The sequence below is a fragment of the Pelagimonas sp. genome (genome assembly GCF_050633425.1).
Classification (GTDB): domain Bacteria; phylum Pseudomonadota; class Alphaproteobacteria; order Rhodobacterales; family Rhodobacteraceae; genus Pelagimonas.
Window position 1 is genome coordinate 306,726 of record NZ_JBOEGM010000020.1, and the last position, 14,721, is coordinate 321,446.

The 14,721-nt window shown below is 57.0% G+C and carries 12 protein-coding genes; 1 reads left to right on the forward strand and 11 read right to left on the reverse strand.

What is annotated here, in order from left to right; translation table 11 throughout:
- Nucleotides 1-3 precede the first annotated feature (3 nt).
- Nucleotides 4-702: an urea ABC transporter ATP-binding subunit UrtE gene (gene urtE, locus ACRBB0_RS17225; RefSeq protein ID WP_431375685.1), complete on the forward strand. Its 699-nt coding sequence runs from the start codon at nt 4-6 to the stop codon at nt 700-702.
- On the opposite strand, the gene ACRBB0_RS17230 is transcribed toward urtE, so the two are convergent.
- From ACRBB0_RS17230 to ACRBB0_RS17280, 11 genes are all read right to left on the reverse strand, one after another.
- The gene (locus ACRBB0_RS17230) at nt 699-1,808 is read right to left on the reverse strand and encodes a hypothetical protein (RefSeq protein WP_431375686.1); all 1,110 of its coding nucleotides are present in this window, start codon (nt 1,806-1,808) and stop codon (nt 699-701) included. The genes urtE and ACRBB0_RS17230 overlap by 4 nt on opposite strands.
- Complete coding sequence (locus ACRBB0_RS17235) at nt 1,789-2,844, reverse strand: Gfo/Idh/MocA family protein (protein ID WP_431375687.1); 1,056 nt, start codon at nt 2,842-2,844, stop codon at nt 1,789-1,791. The genes ACRBB0_RS17230 and ACRBB0_RS17235 overlap by 20 nt, the downstream gene beginning before the upstream one ends.
- Nucleotides 2,837-3,844 carry a Gfo/Idh/MocA family protein gene (locus ACRBB0_RS17240; RefSeq protein ID WP_431375688.1) on the reverse strand — a complete coding sequence of 336 codons (1,008 nt, stop codon included), beginning with the start codon at nt 3,842-3,844 and terminating at the stop codon, nt 2,837-2,839. Before ACRBB0_RS17240 ends, ACRBB0_RS17235 begins: the two co-directional genes overlap by 8 nt.
- 195 nt (nt 3,845-4,039) lie before the next feature.
- Complete coding sequence (locus ACRBB0_RS17245; RefSeq protein ID WP_431375689.1) at nt 4,040-5,053, reverse strand: Gfo/Idh/MocA family protein; 1,014 nt, start codon at nt 5,051-5,053, stop codon at nt 4,040-4,042.
- Nucleotides 5,050-6,144, reverse strand: a complete 1,095-nt coding sequence (locus tag ACRBB0_RS17250) for an ABC transporter ATP-binding protein (RefSeq protein ID WP_431375690.1) — start codon at nt 6,142-6,144, stop codon at nt 5,050-5,052. The genes ACRBB0_RS17245 and ACRBB0_RS17250 overlap by 4 nt, the downstream gene beginning before the upstream one ends.
- Entirely contained in the window at nt 6,141-7,223 is a 1,083-nt protein-coding gene (locus tag ACRBB0_RS17255) for a carbohydrate ABC transporter permease (RefSeq protein WP_431375691.1), read from the reverse strand. Before ACRBB0_RS17255 ends, ACRBB0_RS17250 begins: the two co-directional genes overlap by 4 nt.
- A gap of 97 nt (nt 7,224-7,320) precedes the next feature.
- A complete protein-coding gene (locus tag ACRBB0_RS17260; RefSeq protein ID WP_431375692.1) occupies nt 7,321-8,745 on the reverse strand; it encodes a carbohydrate ABC transporter permease in 1,425 nt (474 codons plus the stop codon).
- Between the two features lie 79 nt (nt 8,746-8,824).
- Nucleotides 8,825-10,120: an ABC transporter substrate-binding protein gene (locus ACRBB0_RS17265; RefSeq protein ID WP_431375693.1), complete on the reverse strand. Its 1,296-nt coding sequence runs from the start codon at nt 10,118-10,120 to the stop codon at nt 8,825-8,827.
- A gap of 292 nt (nt 10,121-10,412) precedes the next feature.
- Nucleotides 10,413-11,618: an efflux RND transporter periplasmic adaptor subunit gene (locus ACRBB0_RS17270; RefSeq protein ID WP_431375694.1), complete on the reverse strand. Its 1,206-nt coding sequence runs from the start codon at nt 11,616-11,618 to the stop codon at nt 10,413-10,415.
- A gap of 4 nt (nt 11,619-11,622) precedes the next feature.
- Nucleotides 11,623-13,983, reverse strand: coding sequence for an FtsX-like permease family protein (locus tag ACRBB0_RS17275; RefSeq protein WP_431375695.1), 2,361 nt, complete (start codon nt 13,981-13,983; stop codon nt 11,623-11,625).
- Between the two features lie 3 nt (nt 13,984-13,986).
- Nucleotides 13,987-14,715 (reverse strand): ABC transporter ATP-binding protein, encoded by a 729-nt coding sequence (locus tag ACRBB0_RS17280; protein ID WP_431375696.1) that lies wholly within the window; start codon nt 14,713-14,715, stop codon nt 13,987-13,989.
- Between the last annotated feature and the right edge of the window lie 6 nt (nt 14,716-14,721).

Sequence of the window (14,721 nt, forward strand, 5' to 3'; positions counted from 1 at the left end):
GCCATGCTTGATATCAAAAATCTCGACCTGCATTACGGCCATTCGCAAATCCTGTATGATGTTTCCATGCAGGCCGATTTGGGCAAGATCACCTGTTTGATGGGCACCAACGGGGTTGGCAAAACCTCACTTCTCAAGGCGATTTCAGGCACCCATAAACGCTCAAACGGTGAGATGGTGATCGATGGGCAAGCAACCTCCACAACCACTCCGGCGCATGCGTTGGCACAGATGGGGGTTGGCTATGTTCCACAGGGGAGGGATGTGTTTCCGCTGATGACCGTGCGCGAAAACCTTGAGACCGGGTTTGCGTGTCTGCCCAAGTCAGAGCGCTTTGTCCCCGACGAAATTTTTGAGCTGTTCCCGATCCTCAAAGACTTTATCAATCGTCGCGGCGGCGATCTGTCAGGCGGTCAACAACAACAGCTCGCCATTGCCCGTGCGCTGGTTGCCAAACCTAAATTGCTGCTGCTGGATGAACCCACCGAAGGGATCCAACCCAACATCATCAAACAGATCGGCGAGGTCATCAAATATCTGCGCGACCGTGGCGATATGGCGATCCTCTTGGTCGAGCAGTTCTTTGATTTTGCATATGATCTTGGGGATCACTTCGTGGCAATGGAGCGCGGAAAAGTCATCCACGATGCCAGCGCAGATCAAACCGAACGCAGTGATCTCCTGGCAAAGGTTTCGGTTTAATCGCCGAAAACCTCTGTCAGAAACGGCAAGACCTGCGCCCAATCCTCGGCCAGCATATCATGCCCACCTTGGCGCATATGATAGCCTAATGCCCCGTTACGATGCGCGCGGGTTGTGCCAAACAAACTCTCCACGTCGGGCCATGCGCGCGGCTCTTGCCCCCATGCGGAACTGGATTGCGTCAAGGAAAAATAGCTGCCTAGCGGATCGGCCCATTGGTCATCGTCTGCCTCACTCAGATAGACCCCACGCGGCGCGCAAAGCGCCAATAATTGGTGCTGATCCGAGCTTAGATCGTCGGGCGTGATCACCGCCCCCTTCCGCAACCAATGCGGAAAACGGCTGTGAAGCTGTTGCAATGTCTCCCCCACCGGGTGACGCGCAGGTGCCGCCCCCGCGCAGCCGGAATTGTTCGCCCAGACCGCAGCGATCCTTGGGTCATTCACCCCCGCCCAAAGCGCTGTTTTGCCCAGCCGGGAATGCCCCGCCACTGCAATCGCCTCGCTGTCGATTTGCGGCAGTTGCACCGCAACATCGACCATGCGCATCAAGGCCCATGCCCAGAGCGAAAACGCCCCTGTGTCTGGCCCGCCCAACAGGGGTGAAACCCCGTGTTGTCTCCACAATTCGGGATGATCCGGCACCCAAGAGCCATAGCAGCTCACCATCACTGCAAACCCGGCTTCGGTAATCATTTCAACCGGCCAACGATAGGCAAACTGCCCGGCCATGGCCGCCGTCAGATGCCCGTCGGCCTGCCATTTCGGTTCACTATAGACCCGCGCATTTGGGTCTAGCGCAAACTGCCCTTGTGGTACAATTCCAAACGGACCGGAAAAATCCAGCGCCGCAACAAGCGGCGCAGGATGCCCGGTCTTGGGCAACCACAAGCCCACCGAAACAGTCAGGGTTCCGCCATTCGCAGCACAGGTTATATCAAGCTGAGTAAACCCCTGTTTCTCGACAGCCGACCAAGTGACGTTGTCAGGTGGCGGCGGCACCGCCCCATATAAATCCGTCTCAAAAATCGCACGCGCATCAGCCGAGGCCACCAAGTCTGGAAGCTCCGGCGCGCCCGCCCAAAGGTCACTCAGGGAGCCAGCCATGATACATCTCATGATCTGCGCCAAGTGGTAACGTCACTGGCTGGTTGCTACGAGACGAGGCATAGATCGCCGTCACAAATTCAATAGAGTCGCGCCCATCAAGAGCGGTCACTTCGCGCCCTCCTTTGCCATCCAACGCATCTGCCACGGCGGTGAACAAGCCCGGAAAACTGGTTAAGGCCGGGCCGACCGTGGCCAAAACCGCGTCAATCTGGGCCTGCGTGTTTGGGGCCCGCGCGGTGAACGTCCATGGCTCGGCGGCAGGCGCATAGGGCGACGCCCCGCTTTCAACCGTGAACCCTTCAAACATCAGCCGCAGGTGGCTGTAATCCAACGCCGAGCCCAAAGTCACCGATGATGTCACCAACGCCCCGCTCTCAAGCCGGATCGACAGCGCGGCACAGTCTTCGACTTCGATCTCGTTCACGCGTGTGCCCAGGTCGGCAAAGACCTGCGCCACCGACCCCAAGAAGGCCGGAATAAAGTCATGGATATGAATGGCATGGCCCAAAATACAGCCGCCATTTTCACCAGCCCAAGTACCGCGCCAATCCACAGCATAATAATCGGCATTGCGGTTCCAATGGGTCTCAATTGAGCCGGCATAAAGCTTGCCCGCAAGGCCTGCGTCCTGCAGCGCCTGAAACTGGGCCGTGCCGATCCCATAGCGATACTGGAACACCGGAAACAGGTTTTTGCCGGTCTCTTTGACCTTGGCCATCAACAGATCCGCATCGCGCACCGAGGCCACCAGCGGCTTTTCACACACCACATGTTTGCCCGCCTCAAGAGCGTCGATACAACTTTGAAAGTGCAGATGCGGCGGCAGGCAGATATCTACGATATCAATACTGTCATCGGCCAAAATCTGGGCAAAGTCATTGGTAAAACCAACTCCATTTGCCTCGGCCACCGCCTTGCCGCGCTCTTCGTTCAGATCGCAAATATAGGTGACGTCAAATCGCTCAGGCAGGGCCTTGTACCCCGCCAAATGTTCCTTGCCGATCCCGGCCCCAACGATTGCGACTTTATACATTTTCTTCTGCCTTCATCTGCGCCTTGATACAGACCTCCATCGTCAAAAACGTATGCGCCTGCGGGCATGCCGTTTCTGTTCGGTCCTGAACATCTGCCGCAAGCCGTGGAAAATACGGCAAATCGACATCGCGGCAGTCAATATAGGTGTTCTCGGTACCATTCACCAGAAAGAGGTTATCTGTCCGATGCGGCTGGCCAATATCGGTGTATTTGCGGCATTCAATCGTGCCTTCGGTGCCAAGCAAAAACAGCCGCCCATCACCCCACGTCGGCAATCCATCCGGCGTAAACCAATCAAGCCGCATATAGCCGTGGCCACCATCGCCATGCAGAGTCATTTCGCCGTAATCCTGAAAGCCAGGATATTCGGGCCGGGTGGTGTTTTCCACATGGGCCGCAGCGACGGTCACATCGGTCGAGCCGGTGAAATGCAGGAATTGATCGACCTGATGGCTGCCGATATCGGTCAGGATGCCGCCATAGCGTTCACGCTGAAAATACCAATCCGGGCGGGTTTTGAGATTTTGCTTATGCGGAGCCAAAGTGACAACTTGGATGACCCGGCCAATGGCCCCTTGGGACACCAATTCACTGGCTTTGGTGGTGGCGCGCACTTCAAATCGTTCAGAGAAGTTCACCGACCAAATGCGCCCCGTGCGGGCCTGACATTCCTTGATCGCCTCAAGCTGTTCCAAGGTAGTGCAGCCGGGTTTGTCGACCATCACATCCTTGCCCGCTTCCATCGCTTGGATGGCCAGCGCGGCACGATCGGCGGGCACGGCCGAGATCAGGACCATGTCGATATCCGCATCGTCCAAAATCGCACGGTGATCCGCGACTTTGGTGAGCTCGGGAAATGTTTTGGTAAACTTGTCTTCGGTGACCGCCGCGCCGTCTGTCCAATAGGCGTCACAGGTGCAGCCCTGCGCCTTCATATTGGTGAGCATCCCAAAAATATGGCCGTGATCGATACCCAATACGCCGAGTTTGAATGGCATGTGTTTTGTCCCTGTTTGTCCGCTTTTGCAGTTGTCATCAGGGGGAATTGTCCAGCCCGGCCATGGGCCAGGCCGCGCCCGACCTCCCCCAGGAGGGCGCGTTTGCGACGTTTCAACAGACGGCACCGTTGCCCATTTTGCGCTAACAGTCCATCCAAAGATGTTGGGAAACGCCCACCAGGTCGGGCGCGCCCCTTAGCGTTTGACCTGAACCGTTGTCCCGGATTTCCCCGACGCTTCAAGCGCCGTTATCAGACGATGCACTTCAAGGGCGACGCGCCCCGGCACCAATGGCGCGCGGCTGTGCGTTACCGCCTCGGCGAAATCTTCGATCACAAAGCGGTGCCAATCGCTGGTAAAGGCCATCGGATCGGCCCCTGCCCCAGACGAGGCCGCCTGCCCCACGGTTTCAGATCGACCGTCTTGCCAGTTGATCTCCAACAATCCGGCCTCAAGATGCACTGATCCGGCGGCAAAATGCAGGGTGATCGTTTCCCCTTTGCCCGGAAAGCTGGATGTCGTGGCGAACAATTGCCCAACGGCACCATTTTCAAACCGCATCCCGGCACAGACGAAGTCTTCGGATTCCATATCGTGAAAATCACTGGTGGCCGTCATGGCCGTGACCTCGCTCACCGGGCCGGTGAGGGACAGCATCAAATCCATCGTGTGGATCGCCTGCGAAATCATCACCCCGCCGCCGTCACGCGCATAAGACCCACGCCCCGGTTCGTCGTAATAAGCCTGCGGGCGCCACCACGGCACGTTAACTTCGGCCATACGCAGCGCACCGAGTTCAGGCAGCAGCTTGCGCAAATCATCAACCACCGGCCGGGCGCGGTGCTGCAACATAATGCCCAAAGGCACGTTTGCTGCCTCGCAGGTTTCGACCAGTTTGATCGCGCCTTCCAACGTGCGCTCCACCGGTTTTTCCATCAAGATCGGCTTGCCCGCGGCGACCAATTCTTCGACGATCCCGACCCGCGCATTCGGCGGTGTGGTGAGCAAGACAAAATCGACATCCGAGGCGGCGATCTCCGCCACAGATGTTGCCTCAACCGCGCCCAAATCTGGCCAATCCGCCAAAAACCGCGCCCGGCTTTCGGCCGAGCGCGCATAGACATAGGATAGTTCAACAGCGTCCGAATTCCGAATGGCATCACCAAAGGTGCGCGACACCATCCCAAGCCCAATCAAGGCGACCTTCATCTTGTGAGCTCCATGGAGGCGTCGGACGCATCAAACAAATGGAAGCTTTCGGTTGGAAAGCTTACCCCAATCTCCTGACCTTTTTGGAGCGGAATCTGGTGGGCGTGTTGCACGGTCAGCGTGTCGCCGTTGGCAAAGGTCGCATAAATATAGGTGACCGCACCAAGCTGTTCAAAGTTCTGAACCCGGACCGTTTCGTCGCCCTTGCCCTCCAAGTCGACAAGGATGTTTTCGGGGCGAATGCCCAATGTGACCTTGCCGTCACCGGGCTGCGCCACCGGAACATCGCGCACCATGCCACAGTTCAAGGACATGACATTGCCGGCCAATGTCCCCTCAAGAAAATTCATCTGCGGCGCGCCAAGAAAACCGGCCACAAACTTGTTCTTGGGATGGTTATACAGATCGAGCGGGCGACCCACCTGTTCGATATTGCCGCCGCGCAGCACCACAATCCGGTCGGCCATTGTCATGGCTTCGATCTGATCATGGGTCACATAGATCATGGTGTTTTTGAGTTTGGCATGCAGGTCCGAAATCTCGACCCGCATCTGCAAGCGCAGCTCGGCGTCAAGGTTCGAAAGCGGTTCGTCAAACAGGAAGATCACCGGTTCGCGGACAATGGCGCGACCAATGGCAACCCGCTGGCGTTGCCCCCCCGAAAGCTGACCGGGGCGCCGCGACAACAGGTGATCGATTTGCAACAACTTGGCGGCGTCGTTGATCCGCTTGTCGATCTCCGCCCGATCCATCCGCAGGTTTTCCAACCCAAAGGACAGGTTTTGCCCCACGGTCATATGCGGGTAAAGCGCGTAGGATTGAAACACCATCGACAGCCCACGTTCAGACGCAGGCACGTTGTTGACGCGTTTGCCGTTGAGGTTGATGTCACCCGACGTCGGATCATCAAGCCCCGCAATCAGACGTAGCAAGGTGGATTTCCCACAGCCTGACGGGCCAACAAAGACGATGAATTCGCCCTCTTGGATTTCCAAGTCGATGCCGTGAATGACATCCACGTCGCCAAAGCTTTTGCGGATATCGTTGAGTTGAAGCGCCGGATCTTTTGCGGCGTGTGCTGTGTCGTTCATTTCATACCTGTCGTAGCAATGCCGGTGGTGATGAAGCGTTGAAGCCAGACGAACACCAGCGTGATCGGGATCAACGTCACCACAGTCATGGCGAGAATATAGTGGAAGTTGGTGTCAAACTCACCGGCGAATTGGGTCAAGCCCAATTGCAGCGTGTGCGCGGCGGGGTCCGAGATCAGCACGATCAGCGGCCAGAGGAAATCATTCCACCGCCAAATGACCGACAGGATCGCCAGAACCGACAAAGCCGGAAGCGACAGCGGGATGATGATCCGCCAGAAAATGCGCCATTCGCTGGCCGCATCCATCCGAGCCGCTTCGAGCAGTTCGTCGGGGATAGTCAGCATGTATTGGCGCAGCAAAAACACCCCGGTTGGCGTCGCGGCGGCGGGAATGATCACCCCCCAAAGCGACCCAAAGAGACCAAAGCTCCAGACCACAAAGAACAGCGAGACAAGGATGATCGAGCTGGGAATAAGCAATGTCGCAACGATCAGGATCGTAAAGGTGAGCCGCCCTCGAAAGCGGTATTTCGACAAGGCAAACGCGGCCATCGCGTTGATCAACAAGGTCACCAATGTCGCAGCAACGGTCACAAAGACTGAGTTGTACAGATAGGTGAAGAAATGGAAGTTATCCTGCCCGTGTTGTTTCAGGATCGGATCAAGATAGTTCTCAACCGCGACCCGCATTTCTTCATGCGGAGCGAGGCTTTTACGCGGAACTTGGAACACCGCTCCGGGGTCTTCCACGGGCGCGACATCGGTCAATTTCCGCGTTGGACCCGCTTTGTAAACCAGCTGGGTACTGCCATCTTCTGCGGTATAGACCCAGACATCCTTGTCGCCGACCTCTTCGATTTGCTGCGAAATCTGATCCATCGGCAGAAGCCGCGTGTCAAAGCTTTCGACCGCCGTGTCGGATTTGATCGAGCTAAAGAACGTCCAAAGCACCGGGACCAGAATGACCAACACGCCAACCAATAGGTAAGAATAGGCGAGGAAATCCTGAATGGAGAAGGTTTCGGCCTTGTCCTTGTTGCCCGCGGTGCGGGTGAGGAAAGTTGTTAAACGGCTCATTTAATAGCCTCCCGGATCGCGCGCTTGGAAGGATTGGATGCCTCCGGCGGGGATATTTGGGGAAAGTAGAAACACGGGGGCGTGGGGGAAAAACACATCATAAGTCAGATTGCCTCCGTGTCAGCCACAGCTGGAAGAAGGTGAACACCGCGATCACAATCGCCATGAGGATCGAGCCAGCCGCGGCTTGTCCATAGTCGGGGTGATCGTTGGCGAAGGCCACTTCGTAGATGTTTTGAACCACCATGAAGGTTTCGCGGCCCGGCCCGCCCCCTGTGAGCAGATAGACTTCATCGAAAATCTGAAAACTTCGGATCAAGCTGAGCACCAACACCACAGTGAGCGTCGGCATAACCAAAGGCAAAGTGATGCGATAAAACGCCCGGAATGGTTTGGTCGCGTCCATTTTCGCGGCTTCATATAGATCGCTTGGGATGGCTTGCAGGCCTGCCAAAAGGATCAGCATATAAAACCCCATATGGCTCCAGCAGAACACAAAGACCAGCCAGAAGAACGGCCAGCCTGTTTTGGGGGTGACCAGCCAATTGATTGGGCGGTAGCGGCCAAAACTAAACACGGCGTCGAATTGGATCATCAAAAGCAAAATCACGGCGAGGATGCCCGCGCCAATAATGGCCATGCGTGCAAAGCTTTGTTCGGTCGAAACCGCCCAATACAGCGCAGCCGCCAGAACAAGGCCAAGCCAGCCAGAGCCGGGCAAACCAATCACACTCAGCGGCTGTGACCAATAGACCAGCATCGCAATCAGCACGCCAAATACGGCGGTCCAAGATGCCGATGGTCCGTCATTTGAGCGCAAGCTGCGTTCAGACACGATCAAGAGGATCACGGCAAAGATCACTGTAGCGACCATGTCAAATCCGCTGAGCCCTGCAAGGCCGGTCATGGCATCACGCGCTTCTCCGATGCTGGCGTTGAGCGCGCCTTTGCGGTGCAAAACCCAGTTCCAGATATTGGCGATAACCACCGGTGACAGCATCACAGGGTAAAAGAACATCGCCCGCCAAAACCCGCGCCCACGGATGTTTTGATTGACCACCAGCGCAGTGATAAGCGCCGCGACGCACAGGATTGGCACTTGGATCAACACGAACCACAGCGTGTTAAACATGCCGGTCCAGAAATTATAGCCGGGGTTCGAACAGGACTTGGGTGACAAGAAGTTTTCGCAGGTGAAGATATCTGCGTATTTTTCCCAACCAACCCAGGGGCGATCAAAGAGTGAGATCGACGCGCCGCCTGTGAATGAGACGTAAAAGTTAAGGATCATCGGCAAAAAGGTGAAAAAGCCAAAGATCAGCATATTCGGGAGCAACAGCGCATAGGGAACGCCGGCGCGGCCAAACAGGCTTTGGGCCAGTTCCACCGGAAAACCCAGGAGATCCATAAAGAATTGCGGTATCTGGCGAAGCGTATATCTCCGCCGCATAAGGAGCCAGATCGCCCCGCCCAAACCCCAAAACAGGGCGGCGAAGGCTACTGTAAAGCCTGCTGGTGTCATGAAACGTTCCGATCAAAACGCCCCTTTGGGGGGCAAAAGGGCGGGCACCGCATAGGCACCCGCCCCATTTTAAAACGCCTTACTGGTTTGCGTTTGTGTCCAGCTCTTCTTGAACTTTGGCCATGGCCTCATCCAAGGACAGCTCACCGTTCAGGGCTGCGCCAACATACTGAACCGTTGCGTTATACATCACAAAACCCTTTGGGCTGCCCTGCAGCTGGTAGGCTTGTGGTGTTTGTTCAGCGGCAGTGGCTGCCATCGCGGTAAAGGCGGCAAGACCATCAGACACGGCTTGGCTTGCGCCATTGCCAATGTAATCAAGCCCTTCGGCCTGAAGACCGGCATGCGCAGGAATCGCGAAGGTTTTGGAATACCATTCGCGTGCGATGTCGGTGCTGCCCATCCAAGCAACAAACTTGGCGGCCGCTTCTTCTTGGGCTGCGTCACCTGATTTAAACGCAACAAGACCGGAACCGCCTGGCATCACGCCGCAACCCGCTGGGCCACAGGGCACGGGTGCCACGGTCCAGTCAAACTTGTCGCCGACGTTGGATTGTACGTTGCCGGTGTTCCATGAGCCAGACATGTAAAAAGGCACGTCCGAGTTGAAGAACATTTCGTTGCCATTGGCGTATTTGGCACCCGAAACCGCAGGCCAGACGTCTGGTGGCATCAAGCCCGATGTGTGCCAATCAATCATCAGCTGCGAGAAGGCTTTGAAACCGTCATCCGCAATCAGCTTCCCATCGGGGCTGAAATACGCCGCGCCGTAAGACATCGCGGGGCCCGCCATGCGGTGGCCCGAACGGTCCATGACCATACCGGCATAGGATCCGGTGTTGTCCATAACTTGTTGCGTGGCATCCGCCCACTCTTCCCAAGTCGCGCCAGCCGCAGGAATCTCGACCTCAGCTTCTTCAAACATGGTCAGGTTCACATAAGGGCCGGTCACGGTCATTTCAGTGTGGAAACCGAAAATACCATCCGGTGCGCCTGCACGATACCACGGCAGCACCGCGCCATAGTTGGCTTCCCACTCGGCCGCATCCACATGCGGGGTCAGATCCACATAGAACGGGTTCAAACCGCCCAAGTTGGTGACAAAGGCCAGATCAGGGCCGGTGCCGGCCTCTAGCTGAACAGCCAGCTGTTCGCGAATGACGTTATATCCAACAGCGTTGATGGTGATCTTGGTGTCTGGATTAGCTTCCTGATAACGCTCGGCCAATTCTTTCACCAGACCGGCTTTGCCGTCGACGTCTGAGATCATCAAATCAATCTCGGCAGCCGATACGGCCCCGGCAACCAGCATCGCAATCGCAGACACAGAACCCGCTGCAACTGAGCGCGCAGTCATCCCTTTGACATGCATCATTTTCAATTTCCTCCCTTAATTTTTTTCCTGCCTAATGTGCAGGTGATGAGACGATAGTGTGAAACCAAACACGTCCGGTCAACCGCTGACCGCAGCCCGAAGACAAAAATTGATCCATTATTGCTACACGTTTTGCTTTACAAATGCCCACGTAGACAGATCGCCGCTGCGAACAGGGGCGAAAATTCGGTGAAATCCGCGATCAACAGGCGAATCACCCCGTTTCAGGTCGAATCGCCACCAGTCCAAAATATCACATGGTTTGTAACAGCCGAGTGTATCAATTCGCCTTTCACGATTGCACGCGCAGGGTGATAAGCGTGCCCTCCAGAACGCTATCGGGGGGATGCATGATCACCTCTGCCCCGGCCTCGATCCCACTCAAGACTTCCGCATGACGGCCATCGCGCCGCCCCAGATCAATTGCGGTCTCACGGGCTTTGCCTGCGTCGTTCACATAGGTCAGCCATTGACCATCCCTTTGAAAAACCGCTGACAATGGGATCAACAGCACATCTTTGCTGTGCCACTCCTCAATCCGAACATACACGGCAAAGGCCTCTCCTAGCCCGGTCCAGTCCTGCGGGTCCGACACAAAGTCCAAAACCGCATCCACCCGTTGCTCTTCGATCCCAAGCGCCGAGACCACCGTGCGCGCTGCTGGCTCGATCAGCTTCAACTCCGCATCCAGCGCTGCCCCGCCCCAGCGCTCAACCGATGCGGGGGCACCGGCAACAAGGCGCGTCGCCTCCGAGGACAGCAGATCAACCACAAGCTCCAAATCGCGCGGATCGCCCACGCTCAACAAGGGCGCACCGGCTTGAACCGGGCGTTCGCTGCTCCCGTTTATTGCGACAACAACACCATCCGCCGGGGATAGGATTGGCAAACAACACTTGCCATTGCCCCTGTGTAATTCCGGTTCGGCCAGCGCCGCTTTGGCCCGCTCAACAGCAGCCTCCGACATCGACAAACGCGCCTTTGCCGAGGCATGGACGGCTTGGGCCAGCGCCAACCGCTGTGCCGCATCCTCCAAATGGGTGAGCGAGGCCGTGCCGCTTTTGGCCAAGGCTTCGGCCCGATCCATCTGGGCCTGAGCATAGGTTTCAGCCGCTTGTGTTCGGGCTTGCTCGGCCTTGGCATATTCCACCGAGGCCTCCGCTTCGTGCAACGCGGCTTCGGCTTGTGCTCGCGATCGGGCGTCCAAAAGCGGTGCGGTGGCGGGCTCAACCTGCGCCACCATGGTTTCACCCGCGACAACCACATCGCCAACGGCCACCGGCAGGCGTTGCACCGTGCCACTGATCGGCGCTGAGACTTCATAGATGTCGCGGATCCGGGTTTTGCCTTCGGCATTTACCGTCACGCTCAGATCACCGCGCGTCAGGCGCGCCATGTCGACCGCGACTGGATCATCGCCAAATGCGGTCGAAACCAACCCCGCAACAATTGCAAGGCCAAGCGCCGAAAGGCCTACAGTTCGCAAAGAGAGTGTCATCGTGTCATTCCCTTGTTTTCATAACAGAAATAAGATCAAGCCGCGTCAAACGCCGCGCCACCAGCGCCACAGAAATCACCGCTGCACCCAGCACAATCAGGCTCGCCTTGGCATAGGTGGCCCCGCTCAACACAAGCGGCATGGAATAGAGATCAGAGGAAAACCCGTCGGTCATCAGGCGGGCAATACCGCCGCCGATCCACCACCCCACCGGCTGTGCAATCAGCGCAAGCAGCAACACTTCACCAGCCAGAATATAGGCCACCTCACCCTTGCTAAAGCCAAGGATGCGCAGGCTGGCCAGTTCCCGCGCCCGCTCAGACAGCTGCACGCGGGTCGCATTATAAGCCACGCCAACCGTAATGATGGTGCCAAGGATCGCGTAAACCGTGGTCATCACCAGAATATTGCTCGATAGCGTTTCAAGAAAGCTCTTGCGGTTCTCGGTCATGTTGATGGTGCCCATTAACCGCGGAAAGTCCTTGATCCTGTCTTCAAAGGCCTCGGCGGCGTCAGGATCGGCCAAGGTGACGTTGACGGTGGTGGTTCGGTCAGACTGACGCAACAGCCGGTTCAGCGCGTTCAGGTCCACATAGGCCCCAAGGCCGAAAAACTGGGTCACAATGCCCGAAACCGGCAGGTCATAGGTCTCGCGTCGGCCGTTTTCAAAACGGATCTGCACCATGTCACCAATTTCAGCATGGAGCGCTTTGGCCAGACGATCCGACAACATGACACCATGGGGATCGGGTGTGATCACCCGGCCGTCGCCATCAATCACCCGTGCCAAATCTGACCCTTTGGGCGATGACGTCAGGCTGACCTGCTTCTCAAAAGGCCCGCGCGACAAGGTCGCGGGTTGGTATTGCTGCGGCTCGACCTGAAGCACCCCCGGCAGGCGCGCAACCTCATCCAACGCCGCCAATGGCACGTCTGGATCAAACAACAGCAAGACATCTTGCCGGTTCGATTGGTAAAACGCGGTGTCGATGATCTCATCCATTGAATCAGGGAAAAAGTTCGACGCGACCAACACCGAAACCGCCAAGGCCATGCCAAGCATTGTCATGGCTGCGCGCAACGGCCATCGCATAAGGCTGCGCAAAATCATGCGGCTGGGCTGTGACAGGCGTATTTTCGCAACGGCCCAGTCGACGATATTGCGCTTGTAATTGGGCGGCGCGGGCGGGGACATTGCGACAGCCGGGGCCAAACGCGCCGCGCCCAGCGCGCTGCGCAGCGCCCCGACCGACGTCGCCGCCAAGCCCAAGACCGCTGAAAATGCATAGACCGACCACGGCACGCCAAAGACCAAAAACGGAAAGCTGTAATACTGAGCGTAAATTCGCGCCATGCTTTGCGCCAACCAGGTGCCCGCGCCCCAGCCAACACCAACACCGATCAAGGCAATCAACCCGGCCAACATCAGATAGTGCAGGCAAATCTCAAGGTCCGTGTAGCCAACCGCCTTGAGCAGCCCAATCTCGGCGCGTTCCAATTGCACGATCCGGCCCATCACCATGTTGACCAAAAACACCGTGATCCCCAAAAACACCGGCGGCAAAACATAGGCCAGCACTTCAAGCTGGGTGATCTCGGTTTCCAGAAACGCGTTGGATTGCTGCTGGTCACGCCCCATCGGCGTTGCCGCTCCATAGGGATCAAGCAGGTGTTCCACCTGATCTTTGATCGGCTCAATCGACGCGCGTGGCAGCACCGTCATAGCCAGCGAATTGAACGCCCCAGACATCCCAAACCCGGCATCCATCACGTCATCGGGCAACCACAAAATCCCAAAGCTTTCGTTTTGTGGAATCAAGGCACCGGGACCGATTGTATAGACAAACTCAGGCGATAGCGCTGTGCCAATGATGGTCAGTTGCTGTTTCCGACCGTTCAGATTGACCCCAAACTGATCCCCAAGTTCAAAGCCATTTGCATCGGCGAACGGTTCGTTCACCACCACTTCACCCGATGCCATCGGCCAGCGACCGCTGCGCAGCAACGGCACGTTCAGCAATGGCTCGCCGTCTTCGGGCCGCGAAATCAGCAACCCGGTGGCCGATTTTGCCTTGCCGGGAATATCGAGCACAGCGTAACTGCGCACCTGCGCTTCAATCTGTGCCACACCGTCGATAGCGCGCAACTCACTCATCAAACTGTCCGGGGCCCGCCGCGCCGAGGCAAAAACATGCGCAAATCTATGCTGGTCATAATAGGTCGCGCGTGTCTCGTTTAACGCCCGGCTCATTCCGACCGACATCAAAATAACCGCCACCCCGGCCGCAAGAACCAACGCAATCGCCGCGCCTTGCATCCACAGGCGGCGAAAGTCTCGGAGCAGTTTGAGATCAAGCGCTTGCATGGTTTACCACACGATCTCGGATGGGGCGATTTGGCTGTCGTTGACCTCGACACTTGCAATATTGCCGTCTGCAAACCGGATCACCCGATGCGCCATTTGCTGAATGGCCGCATTATGGGTGATCACCACCGTTGTCGTGCCAAAATCCTGGTTCACCCGGCGCAGCGTCTCAAGAACCTGCGTCCCGGTTTTACTGTCAAGCGCGCCCGTCGGTTCATCGCACAGCAACACTTCGGGTCGTTTCGCAATCGCGCGCGCAATCGCCACCCGTTGTTGTTCCCCGCCCGACATCTGCGCCGGAAAATGATCCATCCGATGGGACAAGCCAACCAGATCAAGCGCTTCGGCTGGTTTCATCGGGCGTTTGGCCACATCGGTAACCAGCTGCACATTTTCACGCGCTGTCAGGCTTGGGACCAGATTGTAGAACTGAAAAACAAAGCCGACAAATTCGCGCCGATAGCGCGTCAGTTGGCGATCAGTGGCCTGGGTGAATTCTTTGCCGCGAAACCAAAACTTGCCACCTGACGGATGATCAAGCCCGCCCAAAATATTCAACAGGGTCGACTTCCCCGACCCCGACGGCCCAAGCAAAACCGCCAGTTCCGCCGCATAAAGACGCAAGTCCACCCCGCCAAGGGCGCGGACTTCCACATCACCCGTCTTGTAAATCTTGGTCAACGCCTCGGTACGAAACACCACGTCAGCGCGATTTTCGACTCTGCCATCCATGGGCAC

Bases quoted from the DNA above. Each gene is read 5' to 3' on its own strand.
- ACRBB0_RS17250 (WP_431375690.1), bottom strand. From the start codon at position 6,144: ATGAACGACACAGCACACGCCGCAAAAGATCCGGCGCTTCAACTCAAC.
- ACRBB0_RS17265 (WP_431375693.1), bottom strand. From the start codon at position 10,120: ATGATGCATGTCAAAGGGATGACTGCGCGCTCAGTTGCAGCGGGTTCT.
- ACRBB0_RS17245 (WP_431375689.1), bottom strand. From the start codon at position 5,053: ATGAAGGTCGCCTTGATTGGGCTTGGGATGGTGTCGCGCACCTTTGGT.
- ACRBB0_RS17275 (WP_431375695.1), bottom strand. From the start codon at position 13,983: ATGCAAGCGCTTGATCTCAAACTGCTCCGAGACTTTCGCCGCCTGTGG.
- ACRBB0_RS17255 (WP_431375691.1), bottom strand. From the start codon at position 7,223: ATGAGCCGTTTAACAACTTTCCTCACCCGCACCGCGGGCAACAAGGAC.
- ACRBB0_RS17260 (WP_431375692.1), bottom strand. From the start codon at position 8,745: ATGACACCAGCAGGCTTTACAGTAGCCTTCGCCGCCCTGTTTTGGGGT.
- ACRBB0_RS17235 (WP_431375687.1), bottom strand. From the start codon at position 2,844: ATGTATAAAGTCGCAATCGTTGGGGCCGGGATCGGCAAGGAACATTTG.
- urtE (WP_431375685.1), top strand. From the start codon at position 4: ATGCTTGATATCAAAAATCTCGACCTGCATTACGGCCATTCGCAAATC.
- ACRBB0_RS17240 (WP_431375688.1), bottom strand. From the start codon at position 3,844: ATGCCATTCAAACTCGGCGTATTGGGTATCGATCACGGCCATATTTTT.
- ACRBB0_RS17280 (WP_431375696.1), bottom strand. From the start codon at position 14,715: ATGGATGGCAGAGTCGAAAATCGCGCTGACGTGGTGTTTCGTACCGAG.
- ACRBB0_RS17230 (WP_431375686.1), bottom strand. From the start codon at position 1,808: ATGGCTGGCTCCCTGAGTGACCTTTGGGCGGGCGCGCCGGAGCTTCCA.
- ACRBB0_RS17270 (WP_431375694.1), bottom strand. From the start codon at position 11,618: ATGACACTCTCTTTGCGAACTGTAGGCCTTTCGGCGCTTGGCCTTGCA.